This is a genomic window from Streptomyces sp. CB03238 (assembly GCF_002099185.1).
GTDB lineage: Bacteria > Actinomycetota > Actinomycetes > Streptomycetales > Streptomycetaceae > Streptomyces.
The window spans coordinates 258,276-274,645 of record NZ_NBCN01000008.1 but is presented as its reverse complement, the minus strand read 5'-3'; the positions used below and the strand labels follow the sequence as shown (position 1 = coordinate 274,645).

Annotated in this window: 15 protein-coding genes; 7 read left to right on the top strand and 8 right to left on the bottom strand. The window is 71.7% G+C overall.

Translation table 11 applies throughout. The features are described from left to right. Nucleotides 1-3: 3 nt before the first annotated feature. Nucleotides 4-942: a mycothiol synthase gene (gene mshD / locus BKD26_RS17300; protein ID WP_084898854.1), complete on the bottom strand. Its 939-nt coding sequence runs from the start codon at nucleotides 940-942 to the stop codon at nucleotides 4-6. A 122-nt stretch (nucleotides 943-1,064) separates the two neighbouring features. Here mshD and BKD26_RS17295 point away from each other — a divergent pair, with 122 nt between their 5' ends. Continuing rightward, entirely contained in the window at nucleotides 1,065-2,870 is a 1,806-nt protein-coding gene (locus tag BKD26_RS17295) for a bifunctional metallophosphatase/5'-nucleotidase (RefSeq protein ID WP_084898853.1), read from the top strand. 93 nt (nucleotides 2,871-2,963) lie between these two features. Here BKD26_RS17295 and BKD26_RS17290 read toward each other — a convergent pair whose 3' ends face one another. Beyond that, nucleotides 2,964-3,239 (bottom strand): DUF397 domain-containing protein, encoded by a 276-nt coding sequence (locus tag BKD26_RS17290; RefSeq protein WP_084898930.1) that lies wholly within the window; start codon nucleotides 3,237-3,239, stop codon nucleotides 2,964-2,966. Continuing rightward, nucleotides 3,199-4,050 (bottom strand): helix-turn-helix transcriptional regulator, encoded by an 852-nt coding sequence (locus tag BKD26_RS17285; RefSeq protein WP_084898851.1) that lies wholly within the window; start codon nucleotides 4,048-4,050, stop codon nucleotides 3,199-3,201. The genes BKD26_RS17290 and BKD26_RS17285 overlap by 41 nt, the downstream gene beginning before the upstream one ends. 1,652 nt (nucleotides 4,051-5,702) lie before the next feature. On the opposite strand from BKD26_RS17285, the gene BKD26_RS17275 reads away from it, so the two are divergent. Continuing rightward, entirely contained in the window at nucleotides 5,703-6,575 is an 873-nt protein-coding gene (locus tag BKD26_RS17275; protein ID WP_084898847.1) for a phosphatidylinositol-specific phospholipase C, read from the top strand. A 167-nt stretch (nucleotides 6,576-6,742) separates the two neighbouring features. On the opposite strand, the gene BKD26_RS17270 is transcribed toward BKD26_RS17275, so the two are convergent. The 5 genes from BKD26_RS17270 to BKD26_RS17250 all read right to left on the bottom strand — a co-directional run bounded on the left by BKD26_RS17270 (nucleotide 6,743) and on the right by BKD26_RS17250 (nucleotide 11,781). Then, nucleotides 6,743-8,155, bottom strand: coding sequence for a HAMP domain-containing sensor histidine kinase (locus BKD26_RS17270; RefSeq protein ID WP_084898845.1), 1,413 nt, complete (start codon nucleotides 8,153-8,155; stop codon nucleotides 6,743-6,745). Beyond that, nucleotides 8,152-8,871, bottom strand: a complete 720-nt coding sequence (locus BKD26_RS17265; RefSeq protein ID WP_084898844.1) for a response regulator transcription factor — start codon at nucleotides 8,869-8,871, stop codon at nucleotides 8,152-8,154. Before BKD26_RS17265 ends, BKD26_RS17270 begins: the two co-directional genes overlap by 4 nt. A 19-nt stretch (nucleotides 8,872-8,890) precedes the next feature. Beyond that, a complete protein-coding gene (locus BKD26_RS17260; RefSeq protein WP_084898842.1) occupies nucleotides 8,891-9,847 on the bottom strand; it encodes a trypsin-like peptidase domain-containing protein in 957 nt (318 codons plus the stop codon). Between the two features lie 86 nt (nucleotides 9,848-9,933). Next, nucleotides 9,934-10,962 carry a LacI family DNA-binding transcriptional regulator gene (locus BKD26_RS17255; protein WP_084898840.1) on the bottom strand — a complete coding sequence of 343 codons (1,029 nt, stop codon included), beginning with the start codon at nucleotides 10,960-10,962 and terminating at the stop codon, nucleotides 9,934-9,936. A gap of 24 nt (nucleotides 10,963-10,986) precedes the next feature. Further along, nucleotides 10,987-11,781, bottom strand: coding sequence for a response regulator transcription factor (locus BKD26_RS17250; protein WP_073757166.1), 795 nt, complete (start codon nucleotides 11,779-11,781; stop codon nucleotides 10,987-10,989). A gap of 222 nt (nucleotides 11,782-12,003) precedes the next feature. On the opposite strand from BKD26_RS17250, the gene BKD26_RS17245 reads away from it, so the two are divergent. The 5 genes from BKD26_RS17245 to BKD26_RS17220 all read left to right on the top strand — a co-directional run bounded on the left by BKD26_RS17245 (nucleotide 12,004) and on the right by BKD26_RS17220 (nucleotide 16,354). Next, nucleotides 12,004-12,825 carry an alpha/beta fold hydrolase gene (locus BKD26_RS17245; protein WP_084898838.1) on the top strand — a complete coding sequence of 274 codons (822 nt, stop codon included), beginning with the start codon at nucleotides 12,004-12,006 and terminating at the stop codon, nucleotides 12,823-12,825. A gap of 42 nt (nucleotides 12,826-12,867) precedes the next feature. Continuing rightward, nucleotides 12,868-13,122, top strand: coding sequence for a MoaD/ThiS family protein (locus BKD26_RS17240; RefSeq protein ID WP_084898837.1), 255 nt, complete (start codon nucleotides 12,868-12,870; stop codon nucleotides 13,120-13,122). 10 nt (nucleotides 13,123-13,132) lie between these two features. Then, nucleotides 13,133-14,263 (top strand): hypothetical protein, encoded by a 1,131-nt coding sequence (locus BKD26_RS17235; protein ID WP_084898835.1) that lies wholly within the window; start codon nucleotides 13,133-13,135, stop codon nucleotides 14,261-14,263. 111 nt (nucleotides 14,264-14,374) lie between these two features. Next, nucleotides 14,375-15,067, top strand: a complete 693-nt coding sequence (locus BKD26_RS17230) for a DUF2993 domain-containing protein (protein WP_084898833.1) — start codon at nucleotides 14,375-14,377, stop codon at nucleotides 15,065-15,067. A gap of 441 nt (nucleotides 15,068-15,508) precedes the next feature. Next, nucleotides 15,509-16,354 carry a sulfurtransferase gene (locus BKD26_RS17220; RefSeq protein ID WP_084898831.1) on the top strand — a complete coding sequence of 282 codons (846 nt, stop codon included), beginning with the start codon at nucleotides 15,509-15,511 and terminating at the stop codon, nucleotides 16,352-16,354. The last annotated feature ends 16 nt before the right edge of the window (nucleotides 16,355-16,370 follow it).

Sequence of the window (16,370 nt, the reverse complement as noted above, 5' to 3'; positions counted from 1 at the left end):
GCGTCACGTCTCCGAGCGGTACATCAGGTCCACCTCGTGCGTCGTGAACCCCATCCCCTCGTACACCCGCACCGCCGCCGTGTTGTCCGCGTCCACGTACAGCATCGCCGTCGGTACGCCCTCCGCCGCCAGGTGCCGCAGCCCGATCGCGGTCAGCGCCTTGCCGAGGCCGCCGCCCTGCGCCTCGGGGCTGACGCCGACGACGTACACCTCGCCCAACTGCTCCTCGGCGTGCACCTTCGTCCAGTGGAAGCCCACGAGCTCGCCGTCCGGCTCCCGTACGGCGAGGAAGAAGCCCTTCGGGTCGAACCACGGCTCGGCCTTGCGGTCGTCCAGGTCCCGCTGGGTCAGCGAACCCTGCTCGGGGTGGTGCGCGAACGCGGCGGCGTTGACGGCCAGCCAGGCCGCGTCGTCCTGGCCGGGCACGAACGTGCGGACGGTGATGCCGGGCGGGAACACCGGCTCGGGGACGTCCGACAGGTCGGTGAGCGGCCGGCGCATCTGCCGCAGCTCCCGGAACAGAGTCAGCCCGAGCACCTGCGACAGGTGGCGGGCGGCCGACTTGCCGCCGTGCGCCCACACCCGCAGCCGCTTGCCGGAGGCGGCCAGCAGCGCGGATCCGAGCGCCCGGCCGTGGCCGCGGCCCCGGTGCGCGGGGTGGACGACCAGCTCGGCGGCCGGGGCCTCGACCGGGTCGGTGTCCTCCAGCTGTGCGTAGCCGACGAGGTCGCCGTGGACGGTGAGCAGCAGGTGCGACACCCCTTCGCGCCGCCGGCCGCGCAGCTGGAGCCGCCCCTGTTCGGAGACGGCCTGCATCCCGTCGGTACGGGCCGCGTCGGCGAGGAGGGCGAGGACGGCCTGGGCCTGCTCGCGGGTGAGCTCGTCGAGGGTCTCGATACGGCGGCCGGGCTCAAGGGCCGGTACGGGGGCGTCAGTCGTCATGCGTACGAGCCTACGGCGGTCGATGGCAACCGGCTTGTAACCCTCCACCCCCTGTTGCGCTACGCGCGTTGACCCTAGGCTGCGCTGGGCCGTACACGACTTGTTGACCAACGAGGGGACAGATGTCAGCCACACCGAAGAAGAACCGCGCGGGGCGGCGGATACTCGCCACCGCCGCCGGCCTGGCCACCGTCGGCGCCCTGGTCGCCGCCCTCCCCGCCGGCGCCGACGACGGTGTGCGGACCGCCGCGCACACCGGCCGCACCGTCGACGTGCAGCTGCTCTCCTTCAACGACCTGCACGGCAACCTGGAGCCGCCGGCCGGCTCGTCCGGGCAGGTCACGCACCGGCATGAGGACGGTACGACCACGAAGATCGACGCGGGCGGTGTCGAGTACCTCGCCACGCACCTCCGTACGGCGCGCGAGGGCAACCCGTACTCCGTCACGGCCGCCGCGGGCGACATGATCGGCGGCTCGCCGATGCTGTCCGGGCTCTTCCACGACGAGCCGACCATCGAGGCGCTGAACAAGCTGAAGCTCGACGTGTCGTCCGTCGGCAACCACGAGTTCGACGAGGGCGCCAGGGAGCTGGCCCGGATGCAGAACGGCGGCTGCCACCCCACCGGCGGCTGTTACGAGGAGGGCAAGACCTTCCCCGGCGCCAACTTCCCCTACCTCGCGGCGAACGTGACGGACGAGAAGACCGGCAGGCCGATCCTCGACCCGTACTTCATCTGGGAGCGCAAGGGCGTCAAGATCGGTTTCATCGGGGTGACCCTGGAGGGCACCCCGAACATCGTCACCGCCGAGGGCGTCAAGGGCCTGAAGTTCGGCGACGAGGTCGAGACGATCGACAAGTACACCAAGATCCTGGAGCGCAAGGGCGTCAAATCGATCGTCGCGCTCATCCACGAGGGCGGGGCGCCGGCCTCCGCCTCGTACAACTACGACTGCGACAGCCCGGGCGCAGGCGACGGGATCTCCGGCCCGATCGTCGACATCGCCAAGAAGCTGAATCCGCAGGTCGACGCCCTGGTCACCGGCCACACCCACCAGGCGTACGTGTGCACGGTCCCGGACCCGTCCGGCAAGCCGCGCATGGTCACCTCGGCGTCCTCGTACGGCAAGCTGTACACGGACACGACGCTGACGTACGACCGGCGGACGAAGGACATCGTCCGTACGGCGGTGGAGTCCGCCAACCACGTCGTGTCGCGTGACGTGCCGAAGGCCGCCGACATGACCTCCCTGATCCAGCGGTGGAACACGCTCGCCGCGCCGATCGCCAACAAGCCGCAGGGCTTCATCTCCGCCGACATCAACGGCCGCGGTTCGACGGCGTACGAGAAGCCGCTCGGCGACCTGATCGCCGACGCGCAGCTCGCCGGGCTCTCCCCCGCCGACAAGGGCGGCGCGCAGATCGCGCTGATGAACCCGGGCGGTATCCGCGCCGATCTGGTCTACAAGGCGTCGGGCGGCGAGGGCGACGGGGTGGTGACGTACGGCGAGGCGTTCACCGTGCAGCCGTTCACCAACATGATGAACGTGGTCGACCTGACCGGCGCACAGCTGATCACCGGCCTCCAGCAGCAGGTCAGCGGCTCGAACGAGGCCTCCCCGAAGATCCTCCAGGTCTCGAAGGGCTTCACCTACACGCTCGACATGACCAAGTCGGGCGCGGCCCGGGTCGTGACCGGCTCGGTGAAGCTGAACGGTGAGCCGATCGACCCGGCGAAGACCTACCGGGTCGCGATGAACGAGTTTCTCGCGGGCGGCGGCGACGGCTTCCCGGCCCTCGCCCAGGGCAAGAACAAGCTGGTCGGCGCGTCCGACCTGGACGTCTTCAACGCCTACCTGTCGGCCAACTCCTCGGCGAGCGCCCCCATCGCGCCGCCGGCCGCCGACCGGATCACGGTCGTGAAGTAGTTCCTCGTACGCGGTACGCGGTACGAGGGCGGGGCGGCGGGCCGGCGAAACGGCTCCGCCGCCCCGCGCCGCGCGTCGGCGGGACGGGGCGTCCTAGACGGTGCCCTCGGCCGCCGCCCCGACGAACGCCGCGAAGGCGGTCGGCGTCACGCTGAAAACGGGGCCTTCGGGGCGCTTGGAGTCCCGGACGGCGATGTGGGCGGTGAGGTCGGCGACCTCGACGCACTCGCCGCCGCTCGTGCCGCTGTACGAGGACTTGCGCCAGGCGGCGGCGCCGAGGGGGGCGCACTCGACGCAGTCGCCGCCGCTCGTGCCGCTGTAGCTGGACTTACGCCACTCTGCTGTCGTCAGGTCCTGGCCGGTGCCCATAACGCTCCTCCATTACGCGCGCGATCAGCGCCGCCGAGTCCTCCAGGGAGAGGGCAGCGGCCTGCAAGCGAGCGTAGCCGAGGGAACGTTCCCTGATGGTGTGCGGATTGGCCGTCATCACGCCGCCGGATTCGTAGCCCTCGGCGTAGAACAGATCCGGGTCGTGGTCGAAGCGCAGCAGGGTGAACGAGCCCATCATGCCCGTGTGTTGCCCCTGGGCGAACGGCAGCACCTGGATCTGCACCCATTGGCGCTCCTGGAAGGTCAACAGGTGAGCCAGTTGATCGTGCATGACGTCCTGGCCGCCGACCTCCCGAAGCACCGCCGCTTCGTCCATCACCACCCACAAGACCGGCGCCTGCTCACGCTCCAGGATCCGCTGGCGGTGCAGCCGGGCAGCCACCATCTCCTCCACCTTGTCCGGGTGGTCAACCGCCAGCAGCGCACGGGCGTATCCCTCGGTTTGGAGGAGGCCGTACACCAACTGGGCCTGGAAGCTGGAGATGTACGTCGCCCGGGCCTCCATCTCCGCGTACGGCTGGAACCAGTGCGGCAACTGGTGTCGCATCACCAGCGCGTGGAGCCGCGTCAGTATGCCGTCCGTCATGAGCGCGGCGTCCACGCGTTCCGAGAACTCCCGCGTGGGGACGCGCCTCGCGCACTCGATCATGCCGATCAGTGAACCGGTGACGAAGATGCAGTCCCCGAGCTGCTTCTGGCTCATCCCCGCCGCCTCCCGCAGGCGGCGCAGTTCCGCCCCGTAGTAGGCCAGCGGCGACGCGCTCGGGTCCAAGTCGCGGATGTGCGTCATGGTGGCCGAGCGTAATGAGCCAGCTACATCGAGGGGTCGCAAATGGCCCAACTGGCTCGCTCACGCCAGGCCCGCCGGTGCGGGCGCGCTGGTCACGGTGGCCGTGTGGCCGCCCTCTCTCCGAGTGTGGCGGGCTCCGGTGTCCTGTAAAGGGCGCTCCCTTCGGTCGCGTCGCTTCGCGATGGCCTACGGCCACCCTTGACAGGCCACCTCCGCCCGCCCTTTTCCACTCGGAGGGCGGCCCGGGGGAACGGGTCCGCGGGGAGCCCGCCTTTCCCCTTGCGCCCTGGCCGTGAGGCGGGCGCCGCAGGGGGCGCGGCAGAGGAATGGGGTGCTCACTCCCGGCTCAGCGGCGGGCGGCCGTCTCCCGGCTGAGGTACAGGACCTCGCTTCTGCCGGTGGTGGGTGCGCGGCAGTGGCATGGGGCATCCGGGCTGGGTTCGGCGGGCGCGGCCCGACGGTGGTTGGGGTTCAGACAGGTGGCTGGGGTGCGTGGGGGCTTGGGCGGGTGGAGCCCTTCGGCCGGGACGCGGCACGGGTGCCGCGTTGGCGGTCGCAGGAGTCCCATCGCTGCTCCACGCCTCCCGGGATGCCTCACCGGCTCCACTCGTCACATCAGCATCAGACTCGGGGAGTCGTGGGTGGTACGAGACACCCAGTCCCAAGACCCACTGCCGGACGGTGTCCTACTCCGCCCACGACTGCTTGATGCTGGTGCCGGTGGGGCGAAACGGGCTGGTGGGGCGTCTCCGGGGGGTCGTGGGGCGGTAGGGATGCCTGGGAACAGCACAGTGCGACCCCGCCCAGGACGCCTCTGAGTCCCTTCAGTCCCACCCGTGTCGGCTCACTGGAGTTGTGGGCGGGATGGGGCATCCCCGACCCCGATACCCACTGCCGGGAGGTGTCCTACTCCGCCCACAACTCGCCGATCCCGGCGCCGGTGAGGTCAAGGAGGCTGGTGGGGCATCCCCGACAGGCAAGCGGAGCCGGTGAGACACCCGCAAGCCCCAGGAGGCCGGCAGGTGCCAGGCGCCGACCCGACCGCGCCACCTCCACCCCACGGACCGCCCCAGCAGCCCGCCCCCTGCCGCGTCCCGGCTGGGCGGCTCCACCCCGGCCCAGCCCCCGGCCCACGCCAGCCACCTGCCTGCACCCCAACCCACCCCCACCCGCAGGCGCCAAGCCGAGCCCGGATGCCCCATTGCACTGGGGCGCACCCACCACCGGCAGGAGCGAGGTCCTGTACCGCAACCAAAGGACGGCGGCCCGCCGCTTAGCCAAGCCGCACCGCCCCATTCCTCTGCCGCGCTCCCTGCGGCGCCCGCCTCCCGGCCACCACGGAAGGGGGACGGGGCGCCCGCCCTGGGCCCGTTCCCCCGGGCCGCCCTCCGAGTGGGATAAGGCGGGCGGAGGCGGCCGGTCAAGGGTGGGCGAAGCCCATCGGCGAAGCCGACGCGAAGCGCCCTTGAGGGGGCGCCGGAGCCCGCCACACTCGGAGAGAGGGCGGCCCACACGCCCACCATGAACGGGGCGTTCACCCCGGACGCCGGCGGCCGCCCACGCGCCCACCGTGACCAGCAGGTCCATACCGGCCGCCTGTGAATGTGCCCCGGGCGTTCCAGGGTTGACGTGTACGCGCCATACTCCCGCCCATGAGTATGGACCTGAGCCGACGGAGCTTCCTTGCCGGTGCTGCCGCCGCATCCGCCACCGCCCTGCTGGGCGCGGCCCCCGCCTCCCGGGCGCTCTCCACCCAGGACTGGATGGCCCGCTTCCCGGGCGACACCCCGCTGTGGGCCCTGACCATCCCCGGCACGCACAACTCCGGCGCCCCCGCCGGCGGGTTGTGGGTCGCCTGCCAGAACACCAGCATTGCCCAGCAGCTGGACAGCGGCATCCGCTTCCTGGACATCCGGTGCCGCGTCACCGGCGACGCCTTCGCGATCCACCACGGCGCCTACTACCAGAACCAGATGTTCGGCGACGTCCTCATCGCCTGCCGCGCCTTCCTCGCCGCGCACCCTTCCGAGACGGTCCTGATGCGTGTGAAGCAGGAGCACTCCGAGGACTCCGACGCCACCTTCCGGCGCGTCTTCGACCTCTACCTGGACGCCAAGGGCTGGCGCCCCCTCTTCCGCATCGGCGACGGGCTCCCGACGCTCGGCGAGGCACGCGGCAAGGTCGTGCTCCTCGCCGACAACGGCGGCCTGCCGGGAGTCCGGTACGGCGACGGCGCGCTGTTCGACATCCAGGACGACTACATGGCCGAGCCCTTCGCCAAGTACCCGAAGATCGAGGCGCACTTCCGGAAGGCCGCCACACAGCCCGGCAAGCTGTACGTCAACTACGTCTCCACCGCCGCGCTGCTCCCGCCCCGCTGGAACGCCGACCGGCTCAACCCGCGCGTGCACGGCTTCCTCGACGGCGCGGAGGCAAGCGGCTGGAAGGGGCTCGGCATCGTCCCGATGGACTTTCCCCACACCCGCGCCGGGCTCATCGAGGCCCTGATCCGCCACAACGCCTGAGGCGTCGCCCCCGCATGGGATTTCGCGGCCCGAGGTTCCCTCGGTGGCCGGTGAAAAACGTCATGGCGTGTTTCGGCCACTTCGGTTTGCGCCACGAGATCGTGGCCGGATAGCTATGGACGCACACCCCGGCCGGGGCCGAGGGGGAACCGGCCCCGGCCGGGGGATCAGACCGCCTCCGGGGACGACGGCGGCGGCGTCGGCGCGCCCGGGAGCCGGATCACCGCGCGCGTGCCGCCGCCCTCCGCCGCCGTGAGCGCCACCTCGCCGCCCGCCTGGCGCACCGTACGGGCCACGATCGACAGGCCGAGCCCCGACCCGGGCAGGCTGCGCGCCGACGGCGAGCGCCAGAACCGTTCGAAGACATGCGGAAGCTCCTCGGGCGCGATGCCCGGGCCGTGGTCCCGCACGGTCAGCTCGCCGTCCACCAGCGCCACCTCCACCGTCCCGCCCGGCGGGGAGAACTTCACCGCGTTGTCCAGGACGTTCACCAATGCGCGCTCCAGCCCGGCCGGCTCGGCCCGCACGTACCAGGGCCGCACGTCGTCCGCCGTGACCGTCAGCTCCGGGCCCCGCAGCCGCGCCCGCGCGAGCGCCGTGCCGAGGATGTCGTGCAGCGCGACCACCTCAAGGCGCCCGGGGCCCGCCGCGTCCGGCCGGGACAGCTCCTGCAAGTCGCCGATCAGCACCGCCAGTTCCGTCATCTGCGCCTTCACGGACGCCATCAGAGCCCGCCGGTCCTCGGGCGGGATCGCCCGGCCGGTCTCCTCACTGCGCGCCAGCAGCTCGATGTTCGTACGAAGCGAGGTCAGCGGCGTACGCAGCTCGTGCCCCGCGTCGGCGATCAACTGCGCCTGCCGGTCCCGGGAGGACGCCAGCGCGGCCGTCATCGCGTTGAACGACCGCGACAGGCGGGCGATCTCGTCCTCGCCCTCGACGGGGATGCGTACGGTCAGGTCCTCCGTCCGCGCCACGTGCTCCACCGCCCCGGTCAACCGGTCCACCGGCTTCAGCCCGGTCCGCGCCACCCACAGCCCGGCCGCGCCCGCGCCGACGACCCCGATGCCGGCCAGGGCGGTGAGCACCAGCGCGAGCTGGTTGAGGGCGCCGTCGATCTCCGCCAGCGGCCGGGCGACGGACACCGTGAATCCCGTCCGGTCCGTACGGGTGAGGACCCTGACCGGCTGACCGCTGTCGGTGACGGCGTCGTGCAGGGACTCGTCACTCAGCCGCGCGGCGACCGCCGTGTCGGAGGGCTGGACCACCACCGGCGTCGAGTTCGGTCCCACGCATCGCGTCCCGTCCGCCTGGACGATCTGGACGTACACGGTCCCCGGTGCCGTGCTCGTCCCGGTCACCGGCCCGGACTGCCGGCAGTCCAGGGCCGTCACCCGCAGATAGCTCTCCTGTACGGCCATGCCCTGCAACGACGTGTCCAGCTCGTCCCGCAGCTCCGCCCGGGTCAGCAACCAGCACGCCACCGACACCGCCGCCACCGCCACCGCGACCGCCGTCGCCGTCAGCAGGGCCAGGCGCGAGCGCAGCGGCAGCGCGCGGAAGCGGGAGAGCGGTCCGGTCACTCGGCGGCTCCGCTGCGCAGCACGTACCCGACGCCCCGCACCGTGTGCACCAGGCGCGGCTCGCCCGCCGCCTCCGTCTTGCGCCGCAGGTACATCACGTACACGTCCAGGGAGTTGGAGCTCGGTTCGAAGTCGAAGCCCCACACCGACTTGAGGATCTGCTCCCGCGTCAGCACCTGCCGCGGATGCGACAGGAACATCTCCAGGAGCGTGAATTCCGTACGGGTCAGCTCCACCGGCCGCCCGCCCCGCGTCACCTCGCGCGTCGCCAGGTCCATCCGCAGGTCCGCGAACGTCAGCACGTCACCCTCGGGCTCCTCGCCGCCCGAGGCCGCCGCGTACGAGCTGCGCCGCAGCAGCGCCCGGATGCGGGCGAACAGCTCGTCCAGCTCGAACGGCTTCACCAGGTAGTCGTCCGCCCCCGCGTCCAGCCCGGTCACGCGGTCGCCGACCGTGTCGCGGGCGGTGAGCATCAGGATGGGGACGGTCGAGCCGGCGGCGCGGATGCGGCGGGCGGCGGTCAGGCCGTCCATGCGGGGCATCTGCACGTCGAGGACGACGAGATCGGGGGTGTACGCGTCCATCTTCGCGAGTGCGTCGGCGCCGTCGACGGCGACGTCCGTCCCGTACCCCTCGAACGCGAGGCTGCGCTGGAGCGCCTCGCGGACGGCGGGCTCGTCGTCGACGATCAGGATGCGGTCGGCGTCAGTGTTCATGGGGCCAGCGTCGCACGCGTCACGTTCCGGATCCGGACCCGGACCGGAGGGCGTCCAGGTCGGCCTTGACCGTGTTGACCGGGATGGCGCAGCCGAGGCCGACGCTGCCGGCCGTGGAGCCGGTGGCGGCGCTCGGCGAGTACATGGCGGAGTTGATGCCGATGATCTCGCCGTTCATGTTGATCAGCGCGCCGCCGGAGTTGCCGGGGTTGAGCGAGGCGTCGGTCTGGATCGCCTTGTACGTCGTCTTCGAGTCGCCCGTGTCGCCGTTGAACTCCTGTCCGCCGAACTCGAAGGGCCAGCCCTGGCGCGGGTCCGGCCGCTGCCGCCCCTCGTCCTTGGCCACCGTCACGTCGCGGTCGAGCGCGGAGACGATGCCGCTGGTGACGGTGCCGGTCAGGCCCTCCGGCGACCCGATGGCCACGACCTGGTCGCCGACGCGGACCTTGCCGGAGTCGCCGAGCGTGGCGGCCTTCAGCCCGGACGCGCCCTGGAGCTTGATCAGCGCCAGGTCCTTGTCGGGGTCGGTGCCGACGACCTCGGCGTCGTACGTCTTGCCGTCGCTGAGCCGGACCTTGATCTCCGAGGCGCCCGCGATCACATGGTTGTTGGTGACGATCTCGCCGTCGCCCGTGATGATCACGCCGGACCCGGTGGACTTGCCGGAGGCCGACGTCGCGCTGATCTCCACGATGCTCGGCGACACCGCCTGGGCGACACCGGCGACCGTGCCCTTGCTGGACTGCGACACGCTGGTGCCGGTCACGCCGCCGGTGCCGGTCGGCGCCGGGTCGCCGCCGGTGAGCTCCTGGACCAGCGCGGAGGCGCCTCCGCCGACCAGGGCGGCGGCTACGGCGACCGCCACCACCAGCGCGACGGGGCGCTTGGCGCGGGGCTGCGCCGCCGGCGCGTACGCGGGGGGCGGCGGGTACGCGAAGGTCGGCTGCTGCTGGTCACCCTGGGTGTAGTCCGTCATGGGTACGACTTTCGGAGCCGTACATGAGAGCTGTCTGAGGGCGTCCTAAGAGTCCGGGCAAAGTCTTGTACGCCCCATGTAAAGAGTTACCGGCCGTCGCAGCCGCAGGACCGGCGCACTATCAGCGCCGACGGGAACTGCTTCACGCGCTCCCGGCGCGACCCCGCCACCCGCAGGCCGTCGTCCAGGACCAGGTCCACCGCCGCGCGGGCCATCGCCGGGCGGTCGGAGGAGACCGTCGTCAGCGGCGGGTCCGTCAGCGCGGCTTCCTTGACGTCGTCGAAGCCCGCCACCGCCAGGTCGCCCGGCACGTCCAGGCGCAGCTCGCGCGCCGCGCGCAGGACGCCGATCGCCTGGTCGTCGGTGGAGCAGAAGATCGCCGGCGGCCGGTCGGGGCCCGCGAGGATCTTCAGGGCCACCTGGTAGGCGTCGTAGCGGTTGTACGGGGCCTGGAACAGCCGGCCCTCCACCGAGCGGCCGGACTCCAGCATCGCGCGGCGCCAGCCCTCCTCGTGGTCGGCCACCGGGTCACCGACGGCGGGGGTGTTCTCCACGCCGCCGAGGCAGGCGACGTACGCGTGCCCGTGTTCCAGGAGGTGGCGGGTGGCGAGCTGCGCGCCGCCGATGTCGTCCGTGACGACCGCGACGTCGTCGATGGCCTCGGGCCGCTCGTGCAGCAGCACCACGCGCGCGTCCCACGCCTCGATCTCCTGCGCGGCGCGCTCGCTGGGGCCCTGGCTGACCAGGATCAGCCCGGCGACCCGCATGCCGAGGAAGGCGCGCAGGTAGTGCACCTCGCGGTCGTCGCGGTAGTCGGAGTTGCCGACGAGGACCATCTTCCCGCGGTCGGCGGCGGCCCGTTCGACCGCGTGCGCCATCTCCGCGAAGAACGGCTGCCGAGCGTCGGGGACGATCATGCCTATGAGGTCGGTGCGCCGCGAGGCCATGGCCTGCGCGACGCGGTCGGGCCGGTAGCCCAGCTCCTTGATCGCTGCGAGTACCCGCTCGCGCGTGGCCGGGGCGACCGGCCGGGGTCCGTTGTTGATGACGTAGCTCACGACCGCGGTAGAAGTACCCGCCAGTCGCGCCACATCGTCCCGCGTCACCTTGGCCACGCGCGGCAGTCTACGCGGGGTGACCTACCTCTGGGCAGGTCGTACGGCTGCTTCCTGCACCTCTTCGGTGTCCTCCGTACGGGTGGCGGCCGCCGCCTTTGCCGCCTTCGCCTCTTTCGTACGGGCCTCCTCGGCCGCGCGCTCCACCTTCTCGGGCGTCACGAAGCGGTAGCCGACGTTGCGGACGGTCCCGATCAGCGACTCGTGCTCGGGGCCCAGCTTGGCGCGCAGCCGCCGTACGTGGACGTCGACCGTGCGCGTACCGCCGAAGTAGTCGTACCCCCACACCTCCTGCAGGAGCTGGGCGCGGGTGAAGACCCGGCCGGGGTGCTGGGCCAGGTACTTCAGCAGCTCGAACTCCTTGAAGGTCAGGTCCAGGACCCGGCCCTTGAGCTTGGCGCTGTACGTCGCCTCGTCGACCGACAGGTCGCCGTTGCGGATCTCCATGGGGGAGTCGTCGGCGGTGATCTGCTGGCGGCCCGTCGCGAGCCGGAGCCGTGCCTCGACCTCGGCCGGACCGGCCGTGTCCAGCAGGACGTCGTCGATGCCCCAGTCGGCGGTGACGGCCGCGAGACCGCCCTCCGTGACGACCAGGATCAGCGGGCAGCCGGGCCCCGTGGAGCGCAGCAGTTGGCACAGCGACCGCACCTGCGGCAGGTCGCGGCGGCCGTCGACGAGGATCACGTCCGCGCCGGGGGTGTCCACGAGGGCCGGGCCCTCGGCGGGGGCCACGCGCACGTTGTGCAGCAGCAGTCCGAGGGCGGGAAGCACCTCCGTCGACGGCTGGAGGGCATTGGTCAGGAGCAGCAGAGAGCTCATCGCGCTCCACCTGCTCGTGTCGTCGTCCTATGGTCGTGCACGGTTCGCCGGCCCATAACGTCGGTTCCTCCTCGGTCCCTGCGAGGACGTTGCGGCACTGCTTCGTACGAGGCTCCCCGCGCCCTGAGAGCCTTTGTTCACCTGCCTGTAACAACGGGCGGAAAACACAAAAGGACCCGGGGGCTGCGTTGCCCGGATCCTCTGCCGAGCACAATAGCCCACATGAGTTCCGAGAAAGAGGGCGCATTTCACATCGTGGATGTTCCCTCGATCACTCCGGGCCCTCTGCGGGCAACGTTGCGTACATCGGACGGGGTCCGTGTCGAAGCGGTTCACGCGCCGTACAAAGCACCGCATACAGACAGTGTCACGGACACGGCCATTGTTGTCGCCCATGGATTCACGGGTTCGGTGGACCGGCCGGCGGTGCGGCGTGCGGCGCGCGCGTTCGGGCGGCGTGCCGGGGTCGTCACGTTCTCCTTCCGCGGGCACGGCCGGTCGGGCGGCCGCTCCACGGTCGGTGACCGGGAGGTGCTGGACCTGGCGGCGGCGGTCGCGTGGGCGCGTGAGCTGGGGTACGCGCGCGTGGCGACGGTCGGGTTCTCCATGGGCGGGTCGGTGGTACTGCGGCACGCGGCGCTCCACAAGGACCCGGCGGACGGGGCGCGTACGGACGCCGTGGTCGCCGTCAGTGCTCCCGCGCGCTGGTACTACCGGGGTACGGCGCCGATGCGGCGGCTGCACTGGGTGGTCACCCGGCCCGCCGGGCGGCTGGTGGGCCGCTACGGGCTGCGCACCCGCATCCACGACCGGGACTGGGACCCGGTTCCGATGCCGCCCGTCGAGGCGGTGCCGCTGATCGCCCCGACGCCGCTGCTGATCGTGCACGGCGACCGCGACCCGTACTTCCCGGTCGACCACCCGCGGATGCTGGCGGCGGCCGGACCGGCCGAACTGTGGATCGAGCCGGGCATGGGGCACGCCGAGAACGCGGCGGACGACGCCCTGCTCGCCCGCATCGCGGACTGGCTGTCGGTGCCATAGCTCATGATGGATGCCGACGAGGCCGACGAAAGGAGTGCCGCTATGGCAGCGGGGACCATCCGCTACTGGGCCGCGGCCAAGGCCGCCGCCGGGATCGCCGAGGAGCCGTACACCGCCGAGAACCTGGCCGAGGCGCTGGACGCCGTGCGCGAGCGGCACCCGGGCGAGCTGGTCCGAGTACTCCAGCGGTGTTCTTTCCTGGTCGACGGTGACCCCGTCGGGACCCGGAGCCATGAGACCGTACGGCTTGCCGAGGGCGGCACGGTCGAGGTGCTCCCGCCGTTCGCAGGAGGGTGAACCGCACAGCATGAGCAGCGATCAGCAGTATCCGTACGGACACGGGTACCAGGACCACCCGGACGTCGCGCAGACGTGGGAGGGCCAGACCTGGGACACCCAGTACCAGCCGCCCGTCCAGCAGCCCGTGCAGCCCGCTCAGCCGTACGCGGCGGACACCGCCCACCTCCCGGCGCAGGGGGCGGTCGGGGGCTCCGGCTCGTACCCGCTGCCCCCGGAGGTTCCGTACGACACCCCGACCACCCACCTGCGGCCGGTCGCCCCGGACCCCGCGCCCACCACCCACCTGCGGCCGGTCGCCCCCGACCCGGCCGCCCCCGGGCCGGTTTCCGGTCCGGCTCCAGGGCCCGAGTACAGCGCGCCCACGACCGCCGGGCACGTGCGGATGACCGACGCCCAGCGGGCCCGCGCCGAGGGCCGCTCGCCGGTCATCCAGCCGGGCATGCAGCCGGCCCTGCTGACGGCGCTCCTCGGGATCCTGATGGCGGCGGGCGCCGCCATCGGGTCGTACGGACTGCTCGTCCCGCTGGTCCTGCTCCAGGCCGTCACCGCAGCCGGCTGGTTCCGGCTCAACGGCATGTGGCCCGCCCGCCAGGGCATCGCGCTCGCCTTCGCGGGCGGCCTCACCGCGGACATCGCGCTGCTCGCCGCCGGCAAGGAGCACGCGCCCGCCGCGATCCTCGGCACGCTCGGCGTGTGGGTGCTCCTCGTCCTGGTCCTCCAGCTGCGCAGCCACGCCGGTTCCGACGAGCGCCAGTACGGCCTGATGGCCACCGTCGCCTCCTCCGCGCTCGCCGTCGTCGCGGCCGGGCACCTGGCCGCGGCGCCGGACGCGGTCGTCGTGGGCGGCCTCGCGGTCGCCGTCACGGTGGTGGCCCGCGCGCTGCCGCTGCCGGGCGCCGCGTCGCTCGTGGTGGCGCTGCTCGCGGCCGCCGGTGCCGGGGCCGCCGCCGGGGGGCTGACCGGCATGGGGGCGCAGGGCGCGCTGCTGGGGCTGGGCGCCGGGGTGTGCGCGCTGATCGGCCACCGGGTGGCCAGTTACGACTACCCGTCGCGCTTCGTCCATATGACGGCCGGGGTGGCGCTGCCGCTCGCCGTCGCCGCGCCCGCCGTCTACGTGCTGGGGCGCGCGCTGGCCTGAGTGGCGTAGGTGACTGACGGGGAACCAATGAGTAGCCTCGCGCGTCGATCATGATGTGACGGGGGGCGGGGCGCGACCACGCGCGCGAACAGGGTGGGGGAACACCGGGCAATGCGAGCACTGCGAATACTGCTGATCACCGCTGTGATCCTGGGTGGTCTCTTCACCATCGCGGACCGCTTGGCGGTGAACTACGCCGAGTCCGAGGCCGCCGAGCGCATACGGGCCAACCAGGGCCTGGCGGGTGCCCCGGACGTCTCGATCAAGGGCTTCCCGTTCCTGACCCAGGTCATGGGCAAGGAGCTGGACCAGGTCGACGTCACCCTCACGGGCGTGGAGGCGTCGGCCGGCGGCCGCAAGGTCCGCGTCACCGAGATGAAGGCCGCCCTGAAGAACGTACGGCTGAAGAACAACTTCTCCACCGCCGTCGCCGCCTCCGCATCGGGCACTGCCCGCATCTCCTACGCCGACCTCGGCAAGGCGTCCGGCGAGGACGTCACCGTCGGCTACGGCGGCAGCGGCAAAGTCAAGGTCACCGGCAGCGTCGACGTCCCGGTCCTCGGCAGCGTCACGCGCAGCGTGCTGTCCTCGGTCAGCCTCGTGGGCGGTGACACCATCCGCGTACGTGCCGACAAGGTGCCCGGCGAGGGCATCCCGGGCGTCGAGGAGCGCATCCGCGAGCGCACCGACTTCGACCGGCAGGTCGGCGGGCTGCCGGCCGGGCTGAAGCTGACGAAGGTCGAGGCGACCCCCGACGGTGTCGTGGTCACGGTCACCGGCACGGACGTCGTGCTGGCCGGCTGAAGCGCCGCCGTACGGCTCTATTCGGCCACATGGTGAGACGGGGTCGTCCGCTCCGCAGCTGACGGGGGGCAAAGCCCCGCGCGGCGGTCGGCCATCACCCTTCCGGGTGACTCCCCGTCCCACATCCCGGACGATCGTGTCTCACGATACGACACGCCGGTGACACGGCCACCGGTCCGTCCCTACGATCGGCGTCATGAAGCGACAGGCGGATCTCACGAAGCGGCGGGCAGTAGACCTGTGCCGCGTCGCCGCCATGCTCTGTCGCTCCGTCTGAGCGGGAGCCCGACCTCCCGTATTCCAGGGCCCGTTCCACCATCGAGGCCCGACCCGGTGCCGAACCCACCCGTTGAGCCCGTACCCCCCGTACGCGAAGACGCGAAGAGCATCCGGCACCACCCCGCCGCACCCCGCCGCACACTGCCCCGGAGGAGAACACACATGAGCCGCAGCGACGTCCTGGTAGACGCCGACTGGGTCGAGGCCCACATCGACGACCCGAAGGTCGTCATCGTCGAGGTCGACGAGGACACCTCGGCGTACGACAAGAACCACATCAAGAACGCCGTCCGGATCGACTGGAAGAAGGACCTCCAGGACCCGGTCCGCCGCGACTTCGTCGACCAGGAGGGCTTTGAGAACCTCCTCTCCGCGAAGGGCATCGCCAACGACGACACCGTCGTCCTCTACGGCGGCAACAACAACTGGTTCGCCTCGTACGCCTACTGGTACTTCAAGCTGTACGGCCACGAGAGCGTCAAGCTCCTCGACGGCGGCCGCAAGAAGTGGGAGCTCGACTCCCGCGACCTGGTCGACGGCTCCGAGGTCCCCAGCCGCCCGGCCACCCAGTACAAGGCCAAGCCGCAGGACACGTCCATCCGTGCCTTCCGTGACGACGTGGTCGCCGCGATCGGCAGCCTGAACCTGGTCGACGTGCGGTCTCCCGACGAGTTCAGCGGCAAGCTCCTCGCCCCGGCGCACCTCCCGCAGGAGCAGTCGCAGCGCCCCGGCCACGTGCCGAGCGCCCGCAACATCCCGTGGTCGAAGAACGCCAACGACGACGGCACGTTCAAGTCCGACGAGGAGCTCAAGGCGCTGTACGCCGAGGAGCAGGTCGACCTGGCGAAGGACACGATCGCCTACTGCCGCATCGGTGAGCGCTCGGCCCTGACCTGGTTCGTCCTGCACGAGCTGCTCGGCCAGGAGAACGTCAAGAACTACGACGGCTCGTGGACCGAGTACGGCTCCCTCGTCGGCGTGCCGATCGAGCTCGGCGCCAACAAGTAGTCCCGGACCTCCCGTC

What these genes read in the sequence shown, in the direction of transcription:
- BKD26_RS17245 (WP_084898838.1), top strand. Translation starts at nt 12,004, where the DNA reads ATGAGTTCCGAGAAAGAGGGCGCATTTCACATCGTGGATGTTCCCTCG.
- mshD (WP_084898854.1), bottom strand. Translation starts at nt 942, where the DNA reads ATGACGACTGACGCCCCCGTACCGGCCCTTGAGCCCGGCCGCCGTATC.
- BKD26_RS17285 (WP_084898851.1), bottom strand. Translation starts at nt 4,050, where the DNA reads ATGACGCACATCCGCGACTTGGACCCGAGCGCGTCGCCGCTGGCCTAC.
- BKD26_RS17295 (WP_084898853.1), top strand. Translation starts at nt 1,065, where the DNA reads ATGTCAGCCACACCGAAGAAGAACCGCGCGGGGCGGCGGATACTCGCC.
- BKD26_RS17250 (WP_073757166.1), bottom strand. Translation starts at nt 11,781, where the DNA reads ATGAGCTCTCTGCTGCTCCTGACCAATGCCCTCCAGCCGTCGACGGAG.
- BKD26_RS17235 (WP_084898835.1), top strand. Translation starts at nt 13,133, where the DNA reads ATGAGCAGCGATCAGCAGTATCCGTACGGACACGGGTACCAGGACCAC.
- BKD26_RS17240 (WP_084898837.1), top strand. Translation starts at nt 12,868, where the DNA reads ATGGCAGCGGGGACCATCCGCTACTGGGCCGCGGCCAAGGCCGCCGCC.
- BKD26_RS17260 (WP_084898842.1), bottom strand. Translation starts at nt 9,847, where the DNA reads ATGACGGACTACACCCAGGGTGACCAGCAGCAGCCGACCTTCGCGTAC.
- BKD26_RS17290 (WP_084898930.1), bottom strand. Translation starts at nt 3,239, where the DNA reads ATGGGCACCGGCCAGGACCTGACGACAGCAGAGTGGCGTAAGTCCAGC.
- BKD26_RS17220 (WP_084898831.1), top strand. Translation starts at nt 15,509, where the DNA reads ATGAGCCGCAGCGACGTCCTGGTAGACGCCGACTGGGTCGAGGCCCAC.
- BKD26_RS17265 (WP_084898844.1), bottom strand. Translation starts at nt 8,871, where the DNA reads ATGAACACTGACGCCGACCGCATCCTGATCGTCGACGACGAGCCCGCC.
- BKD26_RS17230 (WP_084898833.1), top strand. Translation starts at nt 14,375, where the DNA reads ATGCGAGCACTGCGAATACTGCTGATCACCGCTGTGATCCTGGGTGGT.
- BKD26_RS17275 (WP_084898847.1), top strand. Translation starts at nt 5,703, where the DNA reads ATGAGTATGGACCTGAGCCGACGGAGCTTCCTTGCCGGTGCTGCCGCC.